At 64.8% G+C, this 21482-nt stretch carries 19 protein-coding genes; 12 read left to right on the forward strand and 7 right to left on the reverse strand.

Features of this window, described 5'->3' with window-relative positions; translation table 11 throughout:
- The first annotated feature begins 70 nt into the window (after window positions 1-70).
- The 4 genes from RT131_RS15890 to RT131_RS15905 all read left to right on the forward strand — a co-directional run bounded on the left by RT131_RS15890 (window position 71) and on the right by RT131_RS15905 (window position 4666).
- Complete coding sequence (locus RT131_RS15890; RefSeq protein ID WP_313173814.1) at window positions 71-694, forward strand: RluA family pseudouridine synthase; 624 nt, start codon at window positions 71-73, stop codon at window positions 692-694.
- Window positions 695-984: 290 nt separating this feature from the next.
- Complete coding sequence (gene prpE, locus RT131_RS15895; RefSeq protein ID WP_313173756.1) at window positions 985-2865, forward strand: propionate--CoA ligase; 1881 nt, start codon at window positions 985-987, stop codon at window positions 2863-2865.
- A 144-nt stretch (window positions 2866-3009) separates the two neighbouring features.
- The gene (locus RT131_RS15900; protein WP_313173757.1) at window positions 3010-3489 is read left to right on the forward strand and encodes a hypothetical protein; all 480 of its coding nucleotides are present in this window, start codon (window positions 3010-3012) and stop codon (window positions 3487-3489) included.
- 100 nt (window positions 3490-3589) lie between these two features.
- A complete protein-coding gene (locus RT131_RS15905; protein ID WP_313173758.1) occupies window positions 3590-4666 on the forward strand; it encodes a suppressor of fused domain protein in 1077 nt (358 codons plus the stop codon).
- Between the two features lie 36 nt (window positions 4667-4702).
- On the opposite strand, the gene RT131_RS15910 is transcribed toward RT131_RS15905, so the two are convergent.
- A complete protein-coding gene (locus RT131_RS15910) occupies window positions 4703-6175 on the reverse strand; it encodes an ATP-binding protein (protein WP_313173759.1) in 1473 nt (490 codons plus the stop codon).
- Complete coding sequence (locus RT131_RS15915) at window positions 6172-6891, reverse strand: response regulator transcription factor (RefSeq protein ID WP_313173760.1); 720 nt, start codon at window positions 6889-6891, stop codon at window positions 6172-6174. The genes RT131_RS15910 and RT131_RS15915 overlap by 4 nt, the downstream gene beginning before the upstream one ends.
- 142 nt (window positions 6892-7033) lie before the next feature.
- Here RT131_RS15915 and msrB point away from each other — a divergent pair, with 142 nt between their 5' ends.
- From msrB to msrA, 3 genes are read left to right on the forward strand one after another with little or no spacing between them, the layout of a single operon-like run.
- Window positions 7034-7537: a peptide-methionine (R)-S-oxide reductase MsrB gene (msrB, locus tag RT131_RS15920; protein WP_313173761.1), complete on the forward strand. Its 504-nt coding sequence runs from the start codon at window positions 7034-7036 to the stop codon at window positions 7535-7537.
- 33 nt (window positions 7538-7570) lie between these two features.
- Entirely contained in the window at window positions 7571-9325 is a 1755-nt protein-coding gene (locus tag RT131_RS15925; protein WP_313173762.1) for a cytochrome c biogenesis protein DipZ, read from the forward strand.
- A gap of 16 nt (window positions 9326-9341) precedes the next feature.
- Window positions 9342-10085 (forward strand): peptide-methionine (S)-S-oxide reductase MsrA, encoded by a 744-nt coding sequence (gene msrA / locus RT131_RS15930; protein WP_313173763.1) that lies wholly within the window; start codon window positions 9342-9344, stop codon window positions 10083-10085.
- Window positions 10086-10166: 81 nt separating this feature from the next.
- On the opposite strand, the gene RT131_RS15935 is transcribed toward msrA, so the two are convergent.
- The 3 genes from RT131_RS15935 to RT131_RS15945 all read right to left on the reverse strand — a co-directional run bounded on the left by RT131_RS15935 (window position 10167) and on the right by RT131_RS15945 (window position 13896).
- The gene (locus tag RT131_RS15935; protein WP_313173764.1) at window positions 10167-10784 is read right to left on the reverse strand and encodes a glutathione S-transferase N-terminal domain-containing protein; all 618 of its coding nucleotides are present in this window, start codon (window positions 10782-10784) and stop codon (window positions 10167-10169) included.
- Between the two features lie 103 nt (window positions 10785-10887).
- Window positions 10888-11346: a cell wall hydrolase gene (locus RT131_RS15940; RefSeq protein WP_057629626.1), complete on the reverse strand. Its 459-nt coding sequence runs from the start codon at window positions 11344-11346 to the stop codon at window positions 10888-10890.
- 519 nt (window positions 11347-11865) lie between these two features.
- Window positions 11866-13896, reverse strand: a complete 2031-nt coding sequence (locus RT131_RS15945; protein WP_313173765.1) for an NADPH-dependent 2,4-dienoyl-CoA reductase — start codon at window positions 13894-13896, stop codon at window positions 11866-11868.
- 204 nt (window positions 13897-14100) lie between these two features.
- Here RT131_RS15945 and RT131_RS15950 point away from each other — a divergent pair, with 204 nt between their 5' ends.
- Window positions 14101-16110 (forward strand): LTA synthase family protein, encoded by a 2010-nt coding sequence (locus RT131_RS15950; protein ID WP_313173766.1) that lies wholly within the window; start codon window positions 14101-14103, stop codon window positions 16108-16110.
- Window positions 16111-16126: 16 nt separating this feature from the next.
- On the opposite strand, the gene RT131_RS15955 is transcribed toward RT131_RS15950, so the two are convergent.
- Both RT131_RS15955 and RT131_RS15960 read right to left on the reverse strand, forming a co-directional pair.
- Window positions 16127-16744 (reverse strand): hypothetical protein, encoded by a 618-nt coding sequence (locus RT131_RS15955; protein ID WP_313173767.1) that lies wholly within the window; start codon window positions 16742-16744, stop codon window positions 16127-16129.
- Window positions 16745-16844: 100 nt separating this feature from the next.
- Complete coding sequence (locus tag RT131_RS15960) at window positions 16845-17870, reverse strand: zinc-binding alcohol dehydrogenase family protein (RefSeq protein WP_313173768.1); 1026 nt, start codon at window positions 17868-17870, stop codon at window positions 16845-16847.
- Between the two features lie 382 nt (window positions 17871-18252).
- Here RT131_RS15960 and RT131_RS15965 point away from each other — a divergent pair, with 382 nt between their 5' ends.
- The 4 genes from RT131_RS15965 (at window position 18253) to RT131_RS15980 (ending at window position 21315) form a co-directional block, all read left to right on the forward strand.
- Window positions 18253-19356, forward strand: a complete 1104-nt coding sequence (locus RT131_RS15965; RefSeq protein WP_313173769.1) for an OmpA family protein — start codon at window positions 18253-18255, stop codon at window positions 19354-19356.
- Between the two features lie 197 nt (window positions 19357-19553).
- Window positions 19554-20051 carry a hypothetical protein gene (locus tag RT131_RS15970; RefSeq protein WP_313173770.1) on the forward strand — a complete coding sequence of 166 codons (498 nt, stop codon included), beginning with the start codon at window positions 19554-19556 and terminating at the stop codon, window positions 20049-20051.
- Between the two features lie 26 nt (window positions 20052-20077).
- Complete coding sequence (locus RT131_RS15975) at window positions 20078-20938, forward strand: pseudouridine synthase (RefSeq protein ID WP_313173771.1); 861 nt, start codon at window positions 20078-20080, stop codon at window positions 20936-20938.
- Between the two features lie 80 nt (window positions 20939-21018).
- Window positions 21019-21315, forward strand: a complete 297-nt coding sequence (locus RT131_RS15980; RefSeq protein WP_313173772.1) for a hypothetical protein — start codon at window positions 21019-21021, stop codon at window positions 21313-21315.
- Window positions 21316-21482 lie beyond the last annotated feature (167 nt).

Genomic DNA, 21482 nt, shown 5'->3' on the forward strand with positions numbered 1-21482 from the left:
TTGCCGGATTGACGGTTTATCGGTAAGGCCTCTGCCGAGCATGGCTCGGCACTACATTTGTCTCTTGGATATGACTGACAAGATCGCGTTGCACTACATCGACGAGGCGCTGCTGGTGGCGGAGAAGCCGGCCGGGGTGCTGTCCGTGCCCGGGCGCTTGCCGGAGAACCAGGATTGCGTCGTATCGCGTTTGCAGCGTGACTATCCCGATGCGTTGACCGTGCATCGACTGGATCAGGTGACCTCGGGGCTGATGTTGTATGCGCGGGGCAAGGCGATGCAGATTGCCTTGTCCAAGCAGTTTGAGCAGCGCCAGGTCAGCAAGCGCTATGAAGCGCTGGTGCAGGGATTGGTCGAGGGTGAATCCGGCGAGATTGATCTGCCGCTGATCTGTGATTGGCCGAACCGGCCAAAGCAGATGGTGAGCTTTGAACTGGGCAAACCGTCGCTGACGCGTTGGCGGGTGCTGGCGCGCGATGTCGCTGCGCAGACCACGCGGGTCGAGCTGGAGCCGGTGACCGGGCGCAGCCATCAGCTGCGCTTGCATCTGGCAAGCATTGGTCATCCGATCGCGGGTGACGTGATGTATGACGCGCAGCCCGCGTCGCGGGTTTGCCTGCATGCGCGACGGCTGGGGTTTGTGCATCCGCTGAGTGGTGTGCCTTTGGAGTTTGTTTCTGAGTGTCCTTTCTAAGGCGGAGGCTGTTCTTGCTGGAAGCTTCCCCTCGCCCCAACCCCTCTCCCGTAGACGGGAGAGGGGCTAGTAATGCGTAGGCTGCCAGTGCACTAGCCCCTCTCCCGCTAGCGGGAGAGGGGTTGGGGTGAGGGCAAGCTTTTAGCTTTTAGCTTTTGGCTCGTCGCCCAAGGCCCATAGTCCCGAAATTTCCGCCCCCGAGCCTTTGGTCTTAAGACCATCGTCGCAAGGAGTCCCCCCATCCTCCGGACTATGCTCGGCACACAGTCAGGGAGTTGCCGGAGGGTGTCGTGCAGTACGAGCAGATCTACCGCCGTTCCATTGAAGAACCAGAAGCGTTCTGGGCTGAAGAAGCCAAGGCGATCCACTGGCATCGTCCGCCGCAGCGGATCCTGGACTACTCCAATCCACCATTCCGGCGCTGGTTCGTCGGTGGCGAAACCAACCTCTGCTACAACGCGGTAGATCGGCATCTGGCCGAGCGCGCCGAGCAGTTGGCGCTGGTGGCCATCTCCACCGAAACCAACGTCACCCGCGAACTGACTTACCGCGATCTGTATCGCGAAGTGAATGCCTTCGCCGCGGTGCTGCTCAAGCTCGATGTCGGCCGCGGTGATCGCGTCGTCATCTACATGCCGAACATGGCCGAGGCGGTGTTCGCGATGCTGGCCTGCGCGCGCATCGGTGCGGTGCACTCCGTCGTGTTCGGCGGCTTTGCCGCGCACAACCTGGCGCTGCGCATCGATGACGCAAAGCCCAAACTGCTGATCGCGGCCGATGCTGGCATGCGCGGTGGCAAGGTCATTCCGTACAAGGCGATGGTCGATGCTGCCTGCGCTGAAGCCACTACGCCGCCACCCAAGGTATTGATCGTCTCGCGCGGTCTGGATGCAGCCGAGCCGCGCATCGCCGGCCGCGACGAAGACTACGCACAGCTGCGTGCGCAGGTCGGTGATGTCGAGGTGCCGGTGCGATGGCTGGAGTCCAATGAGCCTAGCTACCTGCTGTATACCTCCGGCACCACCGGCAAACCCAAGGGCGTGCAGCGCGATGTGGGTGGCTATGCGGTGGCGATGGCGCAGTCGATGCGCACCGTGTTCGACTGCGCGCCGGGGCAGGTGATGTTCTCCACCTCCGATGTCGGCTGGGCGGTGGGCCATTCCTATAACGTCTATGGTCCGTTGATCGGTGGCTGCACCTCGCTGCTGTACGAAGGGCTGCCGATCAATCCCGATGCCGGTATCTGGTGGGCGTTGTGCGAGCAATACGGCGTGCGCACGATGTTTTCCTCGCCCACCGCGATCCGGGTGCTGAAGAAGCATGACGTGGACTTCATCGATCGGCACGACCTGTCCGAGCTGAAGTACCTGTTCCTGGCCGGCGAGCCGTTGGACGAGCCGACTGCGAAGTGGATCACCGGGGCGTTGCACAAACCGGTCATCGACAACTACTGGCAGACCGAAACCGGCTGGCCGGCACTGACCTTGTTGCCGGGGTTGGAGATGAAGCCGGTGAAGTTCGGCTCGCCAGGATTTCCGAATCTTGGTTACAGGATGAAGGTGATCGACGAGCAGACCGGCGTCGAGGTGCCGGCCGGGCAGAAGGGCGTGCTGGTGATCCAGCCACCATTGCCGCCGGGCTGCATGAGCACGGTCTGGAACGATGACGAACGCTTCCTGAAAAGCTATTTCAGCCACTTCAAGGAGCTGCTGTACAGCTCGCTGGACTGGGCCATCCGCGATGACGACGGCTATACCTTCATCCTCGGCCGCACCGATGACGTGATCAATGTGGCCGGGCACCGCCTGGGAACGCGCGAGATCGAGGAGGCCATCTCCGCCCATCCGCGGGTTGCCGAGGCGGCGGTGATTGGTGTGCACGATGAGCTGAAAGGGCAGGTGCCGCTGGTTTTCGTGACCTTGAAGCACGCCCAGCCGAACGATGTTGCCGAGCATCTGGCGGCGGAGATGGTGCAGCAGGTCACAGGCTCGCTGGGCGCCGTGGCACGCCCGGCGCAGGTACATATCGTCAGCGCGCTTCCCAAGACCCGTTCGGGTAAGCTGCTGAGGCGTTCACTGCAGGCATTGGCGGAGCAGCGCGACCCGGGCGACCTGTCGACACTCGACGACCCGGGCGCCCTGGAGGAAATCCGCCGCGCGCTGGGGAAATAGCGCGCAACCAGGCCACCGGGCCGGGGTGTGGCGGTGCTCGCAAAGGGGGCGGTACGCAGGCAGAGATTGCTGCGGGTTCGGGAGCGGGGGCTCCCGAACGATGCGCGCGTACCGTATTGCGATGCACAAAAGAGGGAGGGGGGAATGGCATTCATCTATGCCAAGACGGCCGCTGGCCGCCTGGAGATCGAGAACCGTGGACTGAGGCTGGCACCGGCCTTGCGTTCGGTGCTGCTGCTGGTGGACGGCCAGCGCGATGAACGTGAATTGCTGCAGATGGCGCAGGGCCTGCGCGCGCCGGACGATGTATTGCTGCAACTGGCTGCCCAGCAGCTGATCGAAGCGATTGCCGGCAGCGCTGACAAGGCACCGACGTTGCCGATGACCACGCAGTTGGGCGATGACCCGCTGCGCTACCAGCAGCTGCGTGACTGGATGGCCGAATCGGTGCGCAAACACCTGGGCCTGAAGGGCTATCTGATCCAGTTGAAGATAGACCGCAGCAAGACGGCAGTCAGTCTGGAACAGCTGTGGCCGGAACTGGCCACCGCGCTGGGCAAGGCCAAGAGCCCGGCATTTGCCAGCCGCTGGTTGGAAGAAACGCGCGCACTGGTTGTGGGTTGAAGACGGCAGCGTCGCCGCACGCCGCCCCGTATCACCGTGACGGCCTGGGGTAGCAAGCGGCTGTGGCCGTGCATGGCACTATCATGGAGTCCAGTTCACCATGGGAGTGCCATGCATGGCGCAGGAAAGCAGCGGCGATATCAGCACTGCGGGTTGGGACGCGATCAACGCCGCAATGGCGGTGCTGTACCCGGGGCAGGAGCCGCGACATTTCGGCACGCTGCTGTCGCATACGCTGGGCGGCAACGATCCGTTGGACGGCATCAGCGTCTATTGGAGCGAGTCGCCGCGTCCACATTGGCACTACGTCAGCTACGGATTTTCCGAGCTGTACGACAAGCAGAGTGATGACCCACAGGAGAGCGGCTTCGGTTTCGAGCTGACGTTCCGGCTTGCTGCACAGGCAGGCGACGGCAAAAGCGGCGAGCCGCCGGCGTGGCCGATGAACCTGATGCAGAACCTTGCGCGCTACGTCTTCAACAGCGGCAACGTGTTCGAGGCGGGGCACCATCTCGACGCCAATGGCCCGATCGCGCTGGATACTGATACCCGGCTGCGGCACCTGGCCTTTGTCGCCGACCCGCAGTTGCCGGCCATCAATACCGCCAATGGCCGCCTCAATTTCCTGCAGCTGGTAGGGGTGACCGACGACGAGATGGCAGCGATCAGACGCTGGTCCACGCTCGGCGTACTGGCCGTGCTGGAGCCGGCGATGCCGCTGTGGATCACCGAGCTGGAGCGCGATTCATTGCTGCGCGATCCCGCCATTGCCGCGCAGCTGGACGTAGGCAGCCAGCGCGAAGGCTCCAGTACCGGCATGTTGTTTGTGGAAACACTGGACTGGTCGGTTGAAGGTGCAGTCACCACCCTGGTGCTGGGTGCAGGGCAGGTGCCCAGCGTGCTGGAACTGCTGCCGCTGCGGCTGCATCACGACAAGGCCCTGGTGCTGCTTGGCAAGGACCGCCAGTGGCGGTTCGAACCTGGACTGAGCGACGACATGCAGAGCGACGATGACAGTGCGCGCTGTGTGCTCTCCGATGCCAGCCTGCAGGCGATGCTGGATAGCGTGCGCGCCGAGCGCGGGCTCTATCCGCTAGCCACGGGCCAGCTGCAGATCGAGGTACGGCCGACGTTGCTGCGAGACGGGCAAGGGAATCCGATCCGCGAGATCGGATAATCCCGCGACCTTTGCGGCAGGCATTGTGCTGCCGCGTCAGCGCGGGCGTGCCGTGGGCAAGCCAAACGCGAATACCGCGCCATCGTCGCTGTCGAGCAGACGGATCTGACGATGGTGCAGCTGCAGGATGCGGTGCACGATCAACAAGCCCAGGCCACCACTGTCCGGTCGCTGGCTGCCCAGCGCCGGTAGCGTGCTGAACAATTGATCGCGGCGTGCTGCGGGAATGCCTGGGCCGGTATCGGACACTCTGACCTGCACATCGCCATCGAGCGCGCGCAACGCCACCGTGATGCGGCCGCCAGCCGGTGTATGCCGGATCGCGTTGTCCAGCAGGTTGGTCAGCACCCGCTCGATCAGGCCGAGGTCGGCTTCCACCGGTGGCAGGCCAACGGGAATCACCGCATCGAGTTGCTGCTGGCGTGACTGCGCGGCCAGTTCGAATTTCTGGAAGACGTCCTGGACCAGATCCGGCAGCGAGAACGCCTGCAGCTCCAGCACCACACCGCCGTGTTCCAGTCGTGCAAGTTCGAACAAGGCCTGTGCAAGCCGACCAACCTTGTGGCTCTGCGACAGGGCGATGGCCAGGTAGCGTTGGCGCTCCTCGGCGCTGAGGCTGGCGTCCTTGAGCGCGAGGGTTTCCAGATAGCCATGCAATGACGACAGCGGTGTACGCAGGTCGTGCGACAGGTTGGCAACCAGTTCGCGGCGCTGCAGGTCCTGCTGCCGCAGCTGCTGCCATTGTTCGCTGACGCGCTGGCTCAGATGGGCAAAGCTGTGCTGCAGGATGCTCAGCTCGTCGCGTTCACCGGCGCGCAGCGGTGTCGGCGGCAAGGGCAGGCGCGGATCAGCGCTGTCCACGTCGAAGGATTGGATGCGCCGGGTAAGTTGACGTAGTGGCCGTGTCACCCAGCGGAACGCGATCAGTCCAGCCAGCAGCCCGATCACCGCGACGATCGCCAGCGACCATAGCGTGGTGCGCAGATTGCTATTGGCAGCGATGTCAGCAGCCAGTGCTTCACGTTGCTCGCCGACCAGCACCACATAGATGTAGCCGACCTGGCGGCCCTGTACCCACAGCGGGGCGGCGTTGAATACCTTGCGGCCGCTGCTGCTGCGCGGGTCGTCGCCGAAGATCGGCAGTTTTTTGCCGTTGAGCAGTGCCTGCACCGGTGCCAGGTCAACGCGGTCCCGCTTGAGGTGGCCTTCCGGCGCGTCATGGCCAAGGATGCGGCCCTCGTCATCCAGCAGATAGACCTCGACGCTGGGATTGACCGACATCAGCTTGCCGAACAGGGCACGCACTTCGCCATCGCGGATGCCGCGTGCATCCATCAACTCGCCGCTGCGGGCGATGTGCTCGGCCAGGCCGCGTGACAGGCGCTGCACGGTTTCCTGCTCGTGCATGCGGTTGCCGCGCATCTGTATCCAGGCCAGCGCGCCGCAGCAGATCAACAGCAACGCGCAGAACACCAGCGTCAGGCGCTGCGAAAGCGTCAGCCGGTTCATGCCGTGCTCCCGCCGTCGCTCGCCAGTTTGTAGCCACGTCCCCACACCGTGAGAATGCGCTTGGGCGCTGCCGGGTCGTGCTCGATCTTGTTGCGCAGGCGGTTGATGTGGGTGTTGACGGTGTGTTCGTAGCCATCGTGTTGATGGCCCCAGACCTGGTTGAGCAGCTCCATCCGCGAATACACCTGGTCGGGATGGCGGGCGAAGAAATACAGCAGGTCGAATTCGCGCGGGGTGAGTTCCAGCGGGCGCGCTTCCACCTGTGCGGTGCGTGCGACCGGGTCGATGCGCAGGCCGGCAACTTCGATCGCGCCAGCATCGATGCGCGCGTTCTGTGCCATCGCTTCCACCCGCCGCAACAAGGCCTTTACCCGCGCCACCAGTTCCAGCATCGAGAACGGTTTGGCCAGGTAGTCGTCGGCACCCAGTTCCAGACCGAGGATGCGGTGCAGTTCGCTGGCGCGCGCGCTGGTGATGATGATCGGCGTGTAGCGCGTCATTGCACGGGCGCGACGGCAGATTTCCAGGCCGTCCACGCCAGGCAGCATAAGGTCCAGCACCAGCGCATCCCATTGCCCGCTTTCCAGCAGGCGCACGCCTTCATCACCGCTGGCCGCATGGGTGACCTCATAGCCTTCGTCACGCAGGTGCATGCGCAGCAGGTTGGCGATGTGGACATCGTCTTCGACGATCAGGATGCGTTTGCTGCTGCTCATCGACGCCTGCGGTCGTTGGGGATGACTGGCATTGTGCTTGGACCGGCGCGCGGATGTGTCACGAAGAATTTAACTCTGCGTGAGGATTCCTTGACCTGCCCGGGCGCAGCATGGCCACATCGTCCCTGGCTGGAGAACGTCCATGTCGCTCACCCGTCGCAAGCTGCTCGGTATCGGTGGCATGGCCGCCGCTGCTGGCGTGCTGGGCCTGACTGCCTGCAACGGTCCGGCACCGGCAGCACCCGTACGCGGCGCCGTGTTCGAGGTGATGCGCAGCGACGCCCAATGGCGCCAGCAGCTTACCCCCGCGCAATACGCGGTGCTGCGCCAGCAGGGCACCGAGCGGGCCTTCAGCAGCCCGCTCAACAACGAGCACCGGCGTGGCACCTTCAACTGTGCGGGCTGCGCGCTGCCGCTGTTCTCCTCGGCCACCAAGTTCGACAGCGGTACCGGCTGGCCCAGTTTCTGGGCACCGCTGCATGGCGCGGTAGGCGAGGACCGCGATACCTCCTATGGCATGACCCGGGTGGCGGTGCATTGCCGGCGCTGTGGTGGCCATCTGGGCCATGTCTTCGAAGACGGCCCGCGTCCGACCGGCCTGCGCTACTGCATGAACGGCGTGGCCCTGCAATTCGTCGCGGCCTGAGCGCCGCTTCCCTCATTCAAGAAGGACGTTTCCATGCTCCTGTTGGTACTGGCCTATCTCGGCGGTGTACTCACCCTGCTCAGCCCCTGCATCCTGCCGGTGCTGCCGTTTGTGTTCGCACGCGCGGACCGGCCATTCCTGCGTAGCGGGCTGCCGCTGCTGGTGGGCATGGCGCTGATGTTCGCGGTGGTCGCCAGCCTGGCGGCGGTGGGCAGTCAGTGGGTGGCGCAGGCCAACCAGATCGGGCGTTGGATCGCGCTGGTGGTGATGGCGCTGTTCGCCGTCGCGCTGCTGTGGCCGGCGTTGGCAGACCGGCTGCTGGCGCCGCTGCAGCGTCTGGGCGCGCGCCTGGGCGCAGCCGCCGATGCCGGGCAGGGCGGCGTGCTGAGCTCGCTGCTGATCGGTGTTGCCACCGGCCTGCTGTGGGCACCCTGCGCTGGGCCGATCCTTGGCCTGATCCTGACTGGCGCAGCGCTGCAGGGGGCAAATGTCGGCACGACCGGCTTGCTGCTGGCCTATGCGCTGGGTGCGGCGACCTCGCTGGCCTTGGCGGTGTGGATAGGCGGGCGTGTGTTCACCGCCTTGAAGCAACGGCTGGGCGTGGGCGAATGGATTCGTCGTGGTCTGGGCATTGCCGCGCTGCTGGCGGTGCTGGCAATCGCGATGGGCTGGGACACCGGCCTGCTGACGCGGCTGTCCACGGTCAGCACGGCCAGGCTGGAGCAGCAGTTGCTGGATGCGCTGCCTGCGCAACGACCCGCTGCAGGCCCGGCGATGATGATGATGGCGGGCGACGCCAAGGGCGATGCCAGCCTGCCGGTGGAAGGCGAGCTGCCGTCGCTGGCGGGTGCCACCGGCTGGTTGAACAGCCCGCCGCTGGATGCGCAGCAGTTGCGCGGCAAGGTGGTGCTCGTCGATTTCTGGACCTATTCCTGCATCAACTGCCTGCGTGCCATGCCCTATGTGCGCGACTGGGCCGAGCGCTACAAGGATCATGGGCTGGTGGTGATCGGCGTGCATGCGCCGGAGTTCGCCTTTGAACGCGATCTGCGCAATGTGCAGCGCGCGGTGACGGACCTGAAGGTCACTTACCCGGTCGCCATCGACAATGATTTCGCGATCTGGCGGGGCTTCAACAACCAGTACTGGCCGGCGCATTACTTCATCGATGCGCAGGGGCGCATCCGCGCCCATCATTTCGGCGAGGGCAACTACGCGCAGTCCGAGCAGATCATCCGTCAGCTGCTGCGCGAGGCCGGCAACAGCTTGCCGGGTGACACGGCACCGGCGATGCGCATGGCCGCTAATGGCGTCGAGCGGCAGGCGGACATGAGCAGTTTGAAGTCGCCGGAAACCTACATCGGCCATGGCCGCGCCGAGCACTTCGCCTCGCCGGGCGGCATGCACGCCGGGCAGGTCGCCGCGTACACCGTGCCGATGCAGTTGCAGCTCAATCAATGGGCGCTGGGCGGGCAGTGGCGCATCGGCGAGGAAGATGCACAGCTGGAACAGGCGGGCGGGCGTATTGCGTTCCGCTTCCATGCGCGTGACCTGCATCTGGTGCTGGCGCCGCAGGACCCGGCGCGGCCGGTGCGCTTCCGCGTGCGTATTGATGGTCAGGCGCCGGACGCCGCGGCTGGCAGCGACGTATCCGCGCAGGGCGAGGGCATGGTGGACCAGAACCGCCTGTACCAATTGATCCGCCAGAACGGCGACGTGCGCGAACGCACATTCGAGATCGAGTTCCTCGATCCGGGCGTGCGCGCCTATGCCTTCACTTTCGGTTGAAGCGAGGAGACACGTGATGAGAATCGCCACGGACAAGCTGGTCGCCGGCGGCATCGCGGCGATGGTTGCCGGATTGCTGCTGGCTGCGGTGTTCAGCATGGATCGTTCGGTGCAGGCCGCGCCGGTAGCGCCGGTGTCGATCAGGCTGCCAGCACCGACTGGCGCAGCTGACCTGCAGCAAGCCGGCGTCAAACAGGCAAAGGTGGTGTTTGCCGGCGGCTGCTTCTGGGGTGTGCAGGGCGTGTTCCAGCACATCACCGGCGTGGACAACGCGGTGTCCGGTTACATCGGTGGCAGCGCTGCCGATGCCACGTATACGCGGGTGAGCAGTGGCGGCAGCGGCCATGCCGAAGCCGTGCAGGTCAGCTACGACCCCTCGCAGGTCAGCTACGGACAGCTGCTGCAGGTGTTCTTCTCGGTGGTGCACGACCCGACCCAGCTCAACCGGCAGGGGCCGGACCATGGCAGCCAGTACCGTTCGGCCATCTATGCCGATGATGCCGCGCAGCGTGATGCGGCGCGCGCCTACATCGCGCAACTGCAGCGCAGCAAGGTGTTCGTCGCACCACTGGTCACCCAGGTCGACGGTGGCAAGGTGTTTCATGCGGCCGAGGACTATCACCAGAACTACCTGACCCTGCATCCGGAGTCGGCCTACATCCGCATCAATGATCTGCCCAAGGTCGCCGCGTTGAAGCAGCAGTATCCGGCGCTGTACCGCGAACGGCCGCGGCTGGTGATGCGCTTGTCGGCGCGATAGCAGCGGGGGAAAGCCACCAACGCAACGGGCCGCCGGTCATGCAACCGGCGGCCCGTGTATGTTCAGTGCTTATGCCTTGGATCAGCTCAGGCCTTCAGCCTTGAGCGCGGCCTGCACGGCCGGATCGGCCTGCATGCGCTGCTCGAAGCGGTCCAGTGCGTCCATGCCGGCAAGGTCGATCTTCAGCCCACGTGCCCAGCGCAGGGTCACATAGGTGTAGGCATCGGCAATCGACGCGCGCGGCGTGCCGCCCAGCCACTCGACCTCGGCCAGACGGTCATTGATGCGCTGGTACAGGGCCGTCAGTTTCTGTCGCGAGTTTTCCTGGGTACGGGCGATGACCGCCTCGTCTTCCAGGTACTTGGTCGAGCCGAAGATCGGGTAGTAGGTCGGGTGCAGGTCGGCGTTGACGAAGGACAGCCAGCGGTTGACCTCGGCGCGCGTACGCGGGTCGCTGCCACCTTCCAGACCAGCGTCCGGGGCCTTGTCGCAGATGTAATGCAGGATGGCCGCGTTCTGGGTCAGGATCCAGCCGCCGTCTTCCAGCATCGGCACGGCGCCGGCCGGGTTCATCTTCAGGTACTCGGGCGACTTCATCGTGGCGTAGTCCACGATCTGCAGCTCGAACGGCAGGCCGGACCAGATCAGTGCGATATGGTCGGCCAGCGAGCAGGCGCCGGGCTTGGTATAGAGCTTCATCAGGGCTACCTCGGGAGGGGAAAGACCCGGGCATTATGGCCACAAGCGCGTAACGCAGTGTGTCCATGCCTGGCACAGACAGTGCGCCAGACGTTCAGTCGGCTCAGGAAGCGCGCGGCTTCAACGACTGCACCTTATAGAAGGTATGTCCGCCGATGGTGGCGACCTGGTAGGCATTGCGCCAGCTTGGGCTGGCAATCGCATGCGCGGCGAAGTGGCTGGCACCGGGCACGATCTCCTTGCGCTGGCCATTGGGCAGGGCCCAGTTGCGCTCGGCGGCAAAGGCCACGTCCACGGCCTCGGCCCAGGCATCGTTGTTGCGCAGCTGGGTGCCGGGGGCGACCAGGGTCGGGGCGAACTGCTTGCGTGCAGTCACCACCTGGCACATCGAGTCACCCCACAGACCGCTGTCCAGCCGCCGCAGGGCGACTTCGGCCACGGCCTGCTGGCCGCGGAGGGTCTGGTCGCGGGCTTCCAGATAGACGGTGGTGCTCAAGCACAACGAATCGGCTGCTGGCTGCGGCAACATCTGCGACAGCCAAAGAATCCAAGCCAGTTTCATAAATCTCCTTGCTCCGTATGGGCCGCAGCCTGCCTGCCCCCGATGGGGGGCTGGACAGCGACGACTTGGCGTTATGGGGAGGCGGCCGTGGCATCGGGGCCGCCCCGTGGGCAGCCCTCAATCAGATTGGGGAGGGCTGCGCCTGCTCACCGGAACTGGTGGGTGAGCGGAAGTTGGCGCAAGGTAGGGGGGCAATCCAAAACTCATCCTGAACGGTCTTTGTTGACATTCAGGTTTGTTGGAGGGGCAGTTTTCGCCGAGGGTACGCGTATTCAGGTTTATGCGGGCACAGCGGCGGGGTGAATCGGGGTCACGTCGATCCGCTGCTCAACGCCGAAATAAGTGAGAGTTCTACCCCATTTCTAGGCGACTGCTGCATCGAACGCGTCGCCGGGGAAGCGCTGTGCTTCCGTGATTGGGGGCGTTGATATCGATGAGGGCGTTGAGCGAATCGTCCCGGGTGCGCTTGCGCTTACCCGGGCTACGACGGTGCTGTCCAAAATCGGACGGGGGGTTGTCTCAAAGTGCTGCGGCGAGGCGACTGCCCTGGTCGATTGCCCGCTTGGCGTCGAGTTCTGCAGCGACATCCGCGCCACCGATGACATGGACGCTGCGGCCGGTGGCCTGCAGGGCGTCGGCCAGCTCGCGGCGCGGTTCCTGACCGGCGCAGATCACCACGGTGCCGACGTCCAGCAGCTGCTCCTGGCCATCCACGCGGATGCGCAGGCCGCTGTCATCCACGCCCAGGTACTCGACGCCGCCGAGCATCTCCACGCCCTTGGCCTTGAGCGTGGCGCGGTGGATCCAGCCGGTGGTCTTGCCCAGCTTGGCGCCGGGCTTGCCGGGGCTGCGCTGCAGCAGCCAGGCCTTCCGGGCCGGGGCCTCGGGCTGTGGCCTGGCCAGTGCGCCGCGGCTCTCGAAGCTGGCGTCCACACCCCATTCGGCCATCCAGCGGGCCGGGTCCAGGGCCGGTGACGGGCCTTCATGCACAAGGAACTCACCGACATCGAAGCCGATGCCGCCGGCACCGATGATGGCCACCTTGTCGGCGGCCTTGATCCGGCCCAGCAGCAGATCCAGATAGCTGACGACCATTGGGTGGTCGGCACCCGGGAAATCGACCTTGCGCGGACTGATGCCGGTGGCGATCACCACTTCGTCGAAACCGTTGAGTGCGTCGGCATCGGCGCGGGTGTTCAAGCGGACATCGACTCCGGTCTCGGCCAGCTGATGGCGGAAGTAGCGCAGGGTTTCATGGAACTCCTCCTTGCCGGGGATGCGTTTGGCCACATTGAACTGGCCGCCGATCTCGTCGGCCGCATCAAACAGGGTCACCTTGTGGCCGCGGCTGGCGGCGACGGTGGCGCAGGCCAGCCCGGCCGGGCCGGCGCCGACCACGGCAACGCGCTTGGGCGCGCTGGTCGGCAGGTAGACCAGCTCGGTTTCATGCGCGGCGCGCGGGTTGACCAGGCAGCTGGCGCGCTTCTGCTGGAATACATGGTCCAGGCAGGCCTGGTTGCAGGCGATGCAGGTGTTGATCGCCTCGGGCTTGCCGGCCTTGGCCTTGGCCGGCCATTGCGGGTCAGCCAATAGCGGCCGCGCCAGTGACACCATGTCGGCACCACCGCCGGCCAGGATGCCCTCGGCCACGTCCGGCATGTTGATGCGGTTGGTGGCGATCAGCGGGATGCCAACGTGCGGCTTCAGCTTGGCGGTGACACCGGCGAAAGCGGCGCGCGGCACCGAGGTGGCAATGGTGGGGATGCGCGCCTCATGCCAGCCGATGCCGGAGTTGATCAAGGTGGCGCCGGCTGCTTCGATGGCCTTGGCCTGCTGCACGATCTCCTGCCAGTTGCTGCCATCCTCGACCAGGTCCACCAGCGACAGCCGGTAGATGATGATGAAGTCCGGCCCGCAGGCCTCTCGGATGCGGCGCACGATCTCCACCGCAAAGCGCATGCGCTTGGCTGCGTCACCGCCCCAGGCATCGCTGCGGGCGTTGGTACGCGGGGCGATGAACTCATTGATCAGATAGCCTTCCGAGCCCATCACCTCGACGCCGTCGTAGCCGGCATCACGGGCGTAGCGGGCGGCGCGGGCGTAATCACTTATATGGCGCTCGACGCCACCGGCCGACAGTGCGCGCGGGGTGAACGGGTTGATTGGCGCCTTGCGTTTGGACGGTGCCACCTGCAGCGGGTGGTAGCCGTAGCGGCCGGCATGCAGCAACTGCAGGCAGATCTTCGCGCCATGGCCGTGCACCGCTGCGGTCACCTGGCGGTGGCGGCTGACTTCCCAAGGCCAGGACAGCTTGCTGCCGAATGGGGTCAGCCAGCCGACCACATTGGGGGCGAAGCCGCCGGTCACCAGCAATGCCGCGCCGCCCGCCGCGCGCTCGCCAAAGTACGCCGCCAGCTTGGGGAAGTCGCGCGCGTGGTCTTCCAGCCCGGTATGCATCGAGCCCATCAGGATGCGGTTGCGCAGCAGGGTGAAACCCAGGTCCAGCGGGGCAAACAGGTGCGGATAGGCGGTGTCGTTGGCTGGCGTCATGGTGGATACGCTTGCGTATGGAATAGCCCATTCTGACTGGCAATGCGGCTGGCCTCAATCCTTCGCCCCCCACAACCGCCACTGGACACATCCCAAAAGGGTTACAGCGTCTTTACAATGCGCCGCCCCGCCGCGCAACGGACTGACTGCCGTGGAAACTCCATGCCTGTAATACCTTCCAACGTTGTCCCTTCAGAACGTGTTGTGCGGCTGTTTCCCCAGCTCTGGATGCTGGTGGTGGGGATGGTCGTGCTGGGCGGCCTGGCCCGCCTGTTCATGTGGTGGGACTACGCAGGCAGTGAGCGTGGCCTGGCCCTGCTGTGGCCGGCCATGACCCGTGGAATGCGTTATGACATGGTGGCAGGTGCGGTCGGTGCCGCGCTGGTCGGGCTGCTGACGGTTCCGGTCTGGCTGGCCGGGCGACGGGAAGCGGCGGTACGTCTGGCCCAGCACCTGTTGTTGGCGGTGCTGCTGCTGTTCGTGCTGCTCTCGCTATGTGAGCACTTCTATTACGCGTTCTATAAGACGCGCTTTGATCCCATCGTATTCGGCATGTTCGAGGACGACACCGGGGCGATCCTGGGCACGGTCTGGGACGACTATCCGGTGATCCGCGGAGTAGTGGGCCTGCTGACGGTTGCTGGCCTGCTGTACTGGGCCATTCCGCGCAGCGGCACCTGGCTGGCACGGCGCTGGCCGCGTGGTTCCGGCCGGTGGACGCGCGCCCTGCTGCTGGTGCTGCAATGTGTATTGCTGGTCCTGCTGGCACGCGGCAGTGTCGGCAACTTCCCCTTGATACGAAGGGATGTGACGGTATCGGCTGACCCCTTCGTCAACGCGCTTGTGCTGAACGCACCACTGACGCTTTACCGTGCGGCCCGCACGCGCGCCAAGGAGACGGACATCGGCAACGATCCGCTGGTAGGCGTGAAGCGGCTTGGATTTGCCGACCTTGGGGAGGCGGCCAAGGTGGCGGGGCTGGCCTCGGCGGATCCGCAGGCACTGCAGGCGGCATTGTTCCCGGTTGCGCCCGGGCAACCGCGCGGGCTGGCGCAGTCACCGCATGTGGTGCTGGGTCTGCTCGAATCGTTCGGCCAGGACCTGCTGTATACCGACAGCAAGGACAACGACATGCTCGGCCGCCTGCGTGCCGAGTTGCCCACCGGCCAGCGCTTCGACAATTTCATTGCGGGCCAGAACGGCACCCATCCGGAACTGGAGAACCTGATACTGGGCACGCCGATCACCCCGCTGGCGCTGGGCAGCAATGCCCGGCTGGCGTTCGATACCTCGGCGGCATTGCCGTTCAAGCGCGCGGGTTACCGCACCGTGTTCATCTACGGCGGCGGCAGTGATTGGCGTGAGCTCGGCACCGCGCTTCCCAACCAGGGCTTTGACCGGGTGTACGACGCGCGCGACATCAAGGCGCGTTTTGCGCAGGCGAGCGGTACCGAATGGGGCCTGTATGACGCTTGGCTGTTCCGCTTTGCGCAGACCTTGTTGAGCGAGGCCGATGCCCGTGGCGAGCGCTTGTTCATGGTGCTGCTGACGACCAGCAACCATCCCCCGCACGTCCTGGATACCCCCCGTCGGGAATACCCGCTGGATCCGGCCGCATTGGGGCCACGCGCGCTGGCCGATACGGGCGAGCTGCGGAAAATGTTGGCTACCTATCAGTACCAGGCCGATGAACTCGGCGCTTTCTTGCAGCAGCTGCGCGAGCAAGCCCTGGGCGAACGCACCATCGTGGCGATGGCGGGCGACCACAATCTGCGTTCGCATTACCGTTATGACCTGCCGGCCGAGCAGGTGGACGTGGATCGGGTGTTCGCCTGGCTACGCGTGCCGCCGGCCTTTGCGCCGGCCGGCAGCGTGCCGGATACCCAGGCCTTGGCCGGCCATGCCGATCTGCTGCCCACCCTGGTGGAACTGGCGTTGCCGGGCCAGCGCTACTTCGCGACCGGACGCAATCTCTGGCAGGCCGCACCCAACGGTGGGGAGGCGCTGGCGCAGTTCGACCGCCTGTATACCCGCAGCGGTCTGTTGTTCCCCTTGGACAAGCCGCGCCTGCACCGCTGGCGTGATTCCCGCCACCTGCAGGTTCAGGGCGAAGCGCCGGATCCGGTCAGTGCTGCGCAGGTGCGGCAGGCGGCGGCCTGGGTTGCCTTGCGTGACTGGCATATCCGCCAGCAGGTATTGCGCAATCGGCGCTGACGGCGCGCCCCGTTGATCACGCGGTCGGGGCAGCGGCCGTTGCGCGCGGCTGGCGATCAAACAAGGGCAGGGTGACGCCGCACAGGGGCCCGATCAGCAAGGCGAAGGCCAGCGTGCCCCAGCCGACATTGCCGCCCAGCCACCAGCCCACCGCCAGCGCGCAGGCTTCGATCAGGGTGCGCACCTTCCAGATCGGCCAACCGGTGCGGGCGTGCAGTCCGGTCATCAGGCCATCGCGCGGGCCCGGCCCGAAACGCGCACCGATATAGAGCCCGGTGGCCACGGCCAGCAGTACAAGCCCGGCGGCGAACAGCAACAACTGCCACCACAGGCCCTGTGCCGCGGGCAGCAGGTCCAGGCCGAGCTGTGCGCTGGGGCCGATCAGCAGTACGTTCAATACCGTGCCCAGTCCGGGCTTCTGCCGCAATGGCAGCCACATCAGCAGGACGCAGACACCGACCAGATTGGTGATCACGCCGAAGCCCCAGCCGCTGCGCAGGGCGATGCCCTGGCTCAGCACGTCCCACGGGGCAATGCCGATGCCGGCACGGATCATCAACGAGGAGGCGATACCAAACAGGAACAAGCCCAGCAGCAGCTGCAGCAGGCGTGACACAAGGCGCAAGGAGGACATGACGGGCCGCAAGGTGCTGGCTGCCGCTGACGGGCAGCCTCGATGGAGGGACGCCTGCGCCAGACGCAGTGCCGCGCTGGCGCAGGGGAAGCCGGGGGTTCTAGTCCCAGCCTTCCAGTGCCAGCTTGCCGATGGTGCTGCCGGCTTCCAGCTGACGGTGGGCTTGGCGCAGATGCTCGGCGTTGATCGTGCCAAGGCGTTCGCTCAACGTGGTCCGCAATTCGCCGGCGTCGATCAGGCTGGCAGCGCGGGTCAGGATGCGGTGCTGCTCGATCATGTCGGCAGTGCGGAAGCGGGCGCGGGCAAACATGAATTCCCAATGGATGCCGATGCACTTGGCTTTATAGGGATCGCCGATGCGCAACGCACCGGCAGGCTCGACGATCAAGCCGACATGGCCTTGTGGTGCCAACAGTTCCCCCAACTGCTGCCAGTACAGATCGGTGTTGGCCAGGTTGAGTGCCGCATCCACGCTGTTGATACCCAGCGCCTGCAGCTGCGCGGCCAAGGGCTGGCGGTGGTCGATGACATGCGCCGCGCCCATCTGCTCGCACCAGGACACGCTTTGCGGGCGCGAGGCGGTGGCCACCACGGTGAAGCCGGCGTGGCGGCCGAGCTGGATCGCCATCGAACCGACGCCACCTGCGCCGCCGATGATCAACAAGGTCTTGCCGACATTGCGGCGGCCGTCCAACTGGTAGGGCATGCGCTGGAACAACAGTTCCCACGCCGTAAGCGTGGTCAGTGGCAGTGCCGCCGCCTCGGCGAAATCCAAGGTTGTGGGCTTGCGCCCGACCAGACGTTCGTCGACCAGCTGCAGCTGGGCGTTGCAGCCCGGGCGGGTGACGTCGCCCGCGTAATAGACCTCATCGCCGACTTCAAATGCGCTTACTTCCGGGCCGACCGCGACAACGGTGCCGGCGGCGTCAAAGCCCAATATCCGCGGCGGATTCTCTTCGCCGGTTTTGGGCGCGCGGAGTTTCGTGTCTACCGGATTAACAGAAACTGCTTGAACCTGAATGAGAAGATCCTGGCCTTGCGGGGCCGCCGGGACCGGTAGGGTCAGATCCAGCAGAGCATCCGGATCATCGATGGCAAGGTAGCGGGTCAGGCCGATTGCTTTCATGCGGAAAAGTTCCGTTGCGGGGGAGCAAAATCATCATACCGAGCAAACGGTTCAGCTGGCGGTAACTGGGGGCGTAAGCCCCGTTTATTAAGGGTTTGTCATCTGAAACGAGCTGCGGCGCAGCATTTTCCCCGGAAGCCTTGCGACAGCTGGCTCTTGCGTCCTTTGATCAAGCTGTATACGTTGCGCCAAGCCGGACACGTAGGGGTCTGGTGGTCGCTGCATTTGTTACGAGCCTGTTAACATCGTCTTCACGGCCAAGCGCATAATGTGCACCGCGATGGCGTGAGGAAACGGCCGTCTCTGAACGCGACGAAGATTATCGCTGTGCTGGACCATGCCTCTACCGGTTTCATACCCCCGAAACAAGGAGCTGTATTTCATGAACAAGAAGATCCTTACTGCCGCGCTGCTCGGTGGTCTGGCTTTCGCCCAGGCCGCTTCGGCTCAGGAATTTGACGACCGCTGGTACCTGACCGGTTCGGCCGGTTTCAACTTCCAGGACGGCGACCGTGGCACCAACGACGCTCCGTTCGCCACGCTGGGTCTGGGCAAGTTCATCAGCCCGAACTGGTCGCTGGACGGTGAACTGAACTATCAGAACCCGAACTTCGACAACAACCAGGACCAGAACTGGTCGCAGTACGGCGTTTCGCTGGACCTGCGTCGCCACTTCATCCAGGAAGGCCGCGGCTGGAACCCGTACCTGCTGGCAGGTCTGGGCTACCAGAAGTCGGAAGAAGAATACCTGTCCGGCGCTGAGCTGAAGGATCGCAAGGACGGCAACCTGGCTGCCAAGGTCGGCGTTGGTCTGCAGACCACCTTCGAAAAGCGCGTCGCTGTGCGTGCTGAACTGGCTTACCGCGCTGACTTCGACGACCAGAGCATTGCTCCGCGCGCCGCTGGCGGCAAGCAGGAAGATTGGTTCGGCGACGTGCTGGCTTCGGTCGGCGTCGTGATCCCGCTGGGTCCGGCTCCGGTCGCTGCTGTTGCTCCGGCACCGACCCCGGTTGCTCCGAGCTGCGCAGACCTGGATGACGACGGCGACGGCGTCAACAACTGCGACGACAAGTGCCCGACCTCGCAGCCTGGTCAGACCATTGGTCCGGACGGTTGCCCGGTGCCGGTCTCGATCGACCTGAAGGGCGTGAACTTCGACTTCGACAAGGCCACCCTGCGTCCGGACGCCGTGTCGATCCTGAGCGAAGCCACCGAGATCCTGAAGCGTTACCCGGATCTGCGCGTTGAAGTTGCCGGTCACACCGACTCGAAGGGTACCGACGCTTACAACCAGAAGCTGTCCGAGCGTCGCGCCAAGGCTGTGTACGACTACCTGACCACCAATGGTGTGTCGGCATCGCGCCTGCAGGGCCCGATCGGCTACGGCGAGAGCCGTCCGATTGCTCCGAACACCAACGCTGATGGTTCGGACAACCCGGAAGGTCGCGCAAAGAACCGTCGTACCGAGCTGAACGTCCAGAACTAATCGGACGCTTCGGTTTCAGTACTACAGTTTGAGAACAAGGCCCGGCATCTGCCGGGCCTTGTTTTTTTTGCCCATGCGAATTCAGCGGGCAATTTGTGTGACGTTGGCAGGCAATCGCGGTTTGCGCGCATTTAACGGTTGAAAGCGCTGCGGGCGCTGCCTACACTCGCCGCGTTAACTTGCCGAATGGAAATCCAATGCTGCGTATCGCTCTGGCTGGTCTTGTCGCCCTGGCATCTGTGCCTGCCGCCCATGCAGCCGTGGATTGTTCGGCCAGTGCGGTGACGCCGGCGCCGCTGGCCACCTCGCTGATCGCACCGGTCGCTTCGGAGCTGTACGTGCGTCCGGGCCAGTTGGGCATGCCGTCTGGCGTATTGAGCGGTACCGGCGGTGAGGAGCAGTCGCTCGATCGCGTGCTGATGCGGCTGCGTGTCGAGAGCTGCAACAACGTCGCCAACGCCATCCCGGCGCGTCCGGCGATCAATGCCAACGATCCAACCGCCTACAAGCCGCAGACCGAGTTCGACAATACGCCGTGGCGTTTTGACATGAGCCAGAACGGCAAGCGCATGACTGCCGAAGAATTCGACGCATGGATGAAGGCGCGCGGCGTGCGCGTGGTCAAGGCGCGGCCGGCAGCCACCGATGCGGCGGCTGCACCGGCTGCCGCGCAGCCTGCTGCCGAGGTCAAGTAAGGCGGCAACGGCTGCCTGGAGACCTGATGGCGTCATCCAAGCCTCCGCGTCACCCGCCCGCCCGCCGCGCAACGCCCGGCGGGCGTTTGCTTTCGCGCGCATCCAACAACGCAACGTCTTCTCGCAACGCTGCCGCAGGCGGGGTTCGGCATGGCCTGGCACGGGTGCTGTCAAAGGCCGGCGTGTGCTCGCGCACCGAGGCGACTCGGCGGGTGCTTGATGGTCGCGTCAGCGTCGATGGCAAGGTGGTGCGCGACCCGGAGTTCCCGGTGGTGGCGGGTCGTCAGCAGGTAATGCTGGATGGGCATTCATTGAGCGCGCCGCGCCGCCTTTACCTGGCCTTGAACAAGCCGCGTGGCCTGGTGACCACGGTGCAGGACGAGCAGGGCCGCGATACCGTCTACCAGTGCTTTGAAGGCGCCGGATTGCCGTGGATGGCACCAGTGGGGCGCCTGGACAAGGCCAGCGAAGGCCTGCTGTTCTTCAGCAATGACCCGGAATGGGCGGCACGTCTCACCGAGCCCAGCACCGGCCCATTGAAAACCTACCGGGTGCAGGTGGATGCTGTGCCCGACGCAGCGCTGCTTGTGCGCATGCAGGTGGGTATCGAGGACGAAGGCGAACGCTTGGCGGCGCATTCGGTACAGCTGCTGCGGCATGGCGAACGTACCGCGTGGCTGGAGGTGGTGCTGGATGAAGGGCGCAACCGCCATATCCGGCGCCTGCTCAAGGCCCTCGGGTTGGAGGTGCTGCGCTTGATGCGCGTCGCGATCGGACCGGTACAACTGGGCGAGCTGGGCAAGGGCCAATGGCGTGAACTGAGCGCGGCGGAACTGAATGCGCTGGGCGCTGCCAGCAAGACTGGGCATGCAAACAGAAATGACTAATTTCAATTAATTCAGGCAAATAGCTGCACTTGCTTAGATGGTGGATTAGACTGCGACTCTAATTCCTTGAGGTTATTGCCATGCAAGCTCTTTCCCGTGTCTCTAGCATCGTTCTGGTAGCGGCTTCGGTTGCGGTGCTGGCCGGTTGCGCTTCTTCGGGCAAGAAGACCGCCAAGCATGACGACAAGCCGATCGAAGTGCGGGTGGAAACGCCGGTGGCCGAGAAGGATGCACTGGGCAATTACCGTTTCATGATGCAGCAGGGCGAGCAGAAGATGAGCGCCGATCAGTTCGATGCCTGGATGAAAGCCAATGGCATCCGCGTCGCCAAGGGTGCGGCCGTGCCGGCGCCTGCAGCGCCTGCCAAGAAGAATTGAACTGTAGTGCCGAGCCATGCTCGGCAAGGGGTTTCACCGGTAAGGCCTCTGCCGAGCATGGCTCGGCACTACAGGACAAAACAAATGCCGAGCATGGCTCGGCACTACAGGGCAAAACAAATGCCGAGCATGGCTCGGCACTACAGGGCAAAACAAATGCCGAGCAT

It is taken from the genome of Stenotrophomonas sp. (assembly GCF_032066555.1).
Lineage (GTDB): Bacteria > Pseudomonadota > Gammaproteobacteria > Xanthomonadales > Xanthomonadaceae > Stenotrophomonas.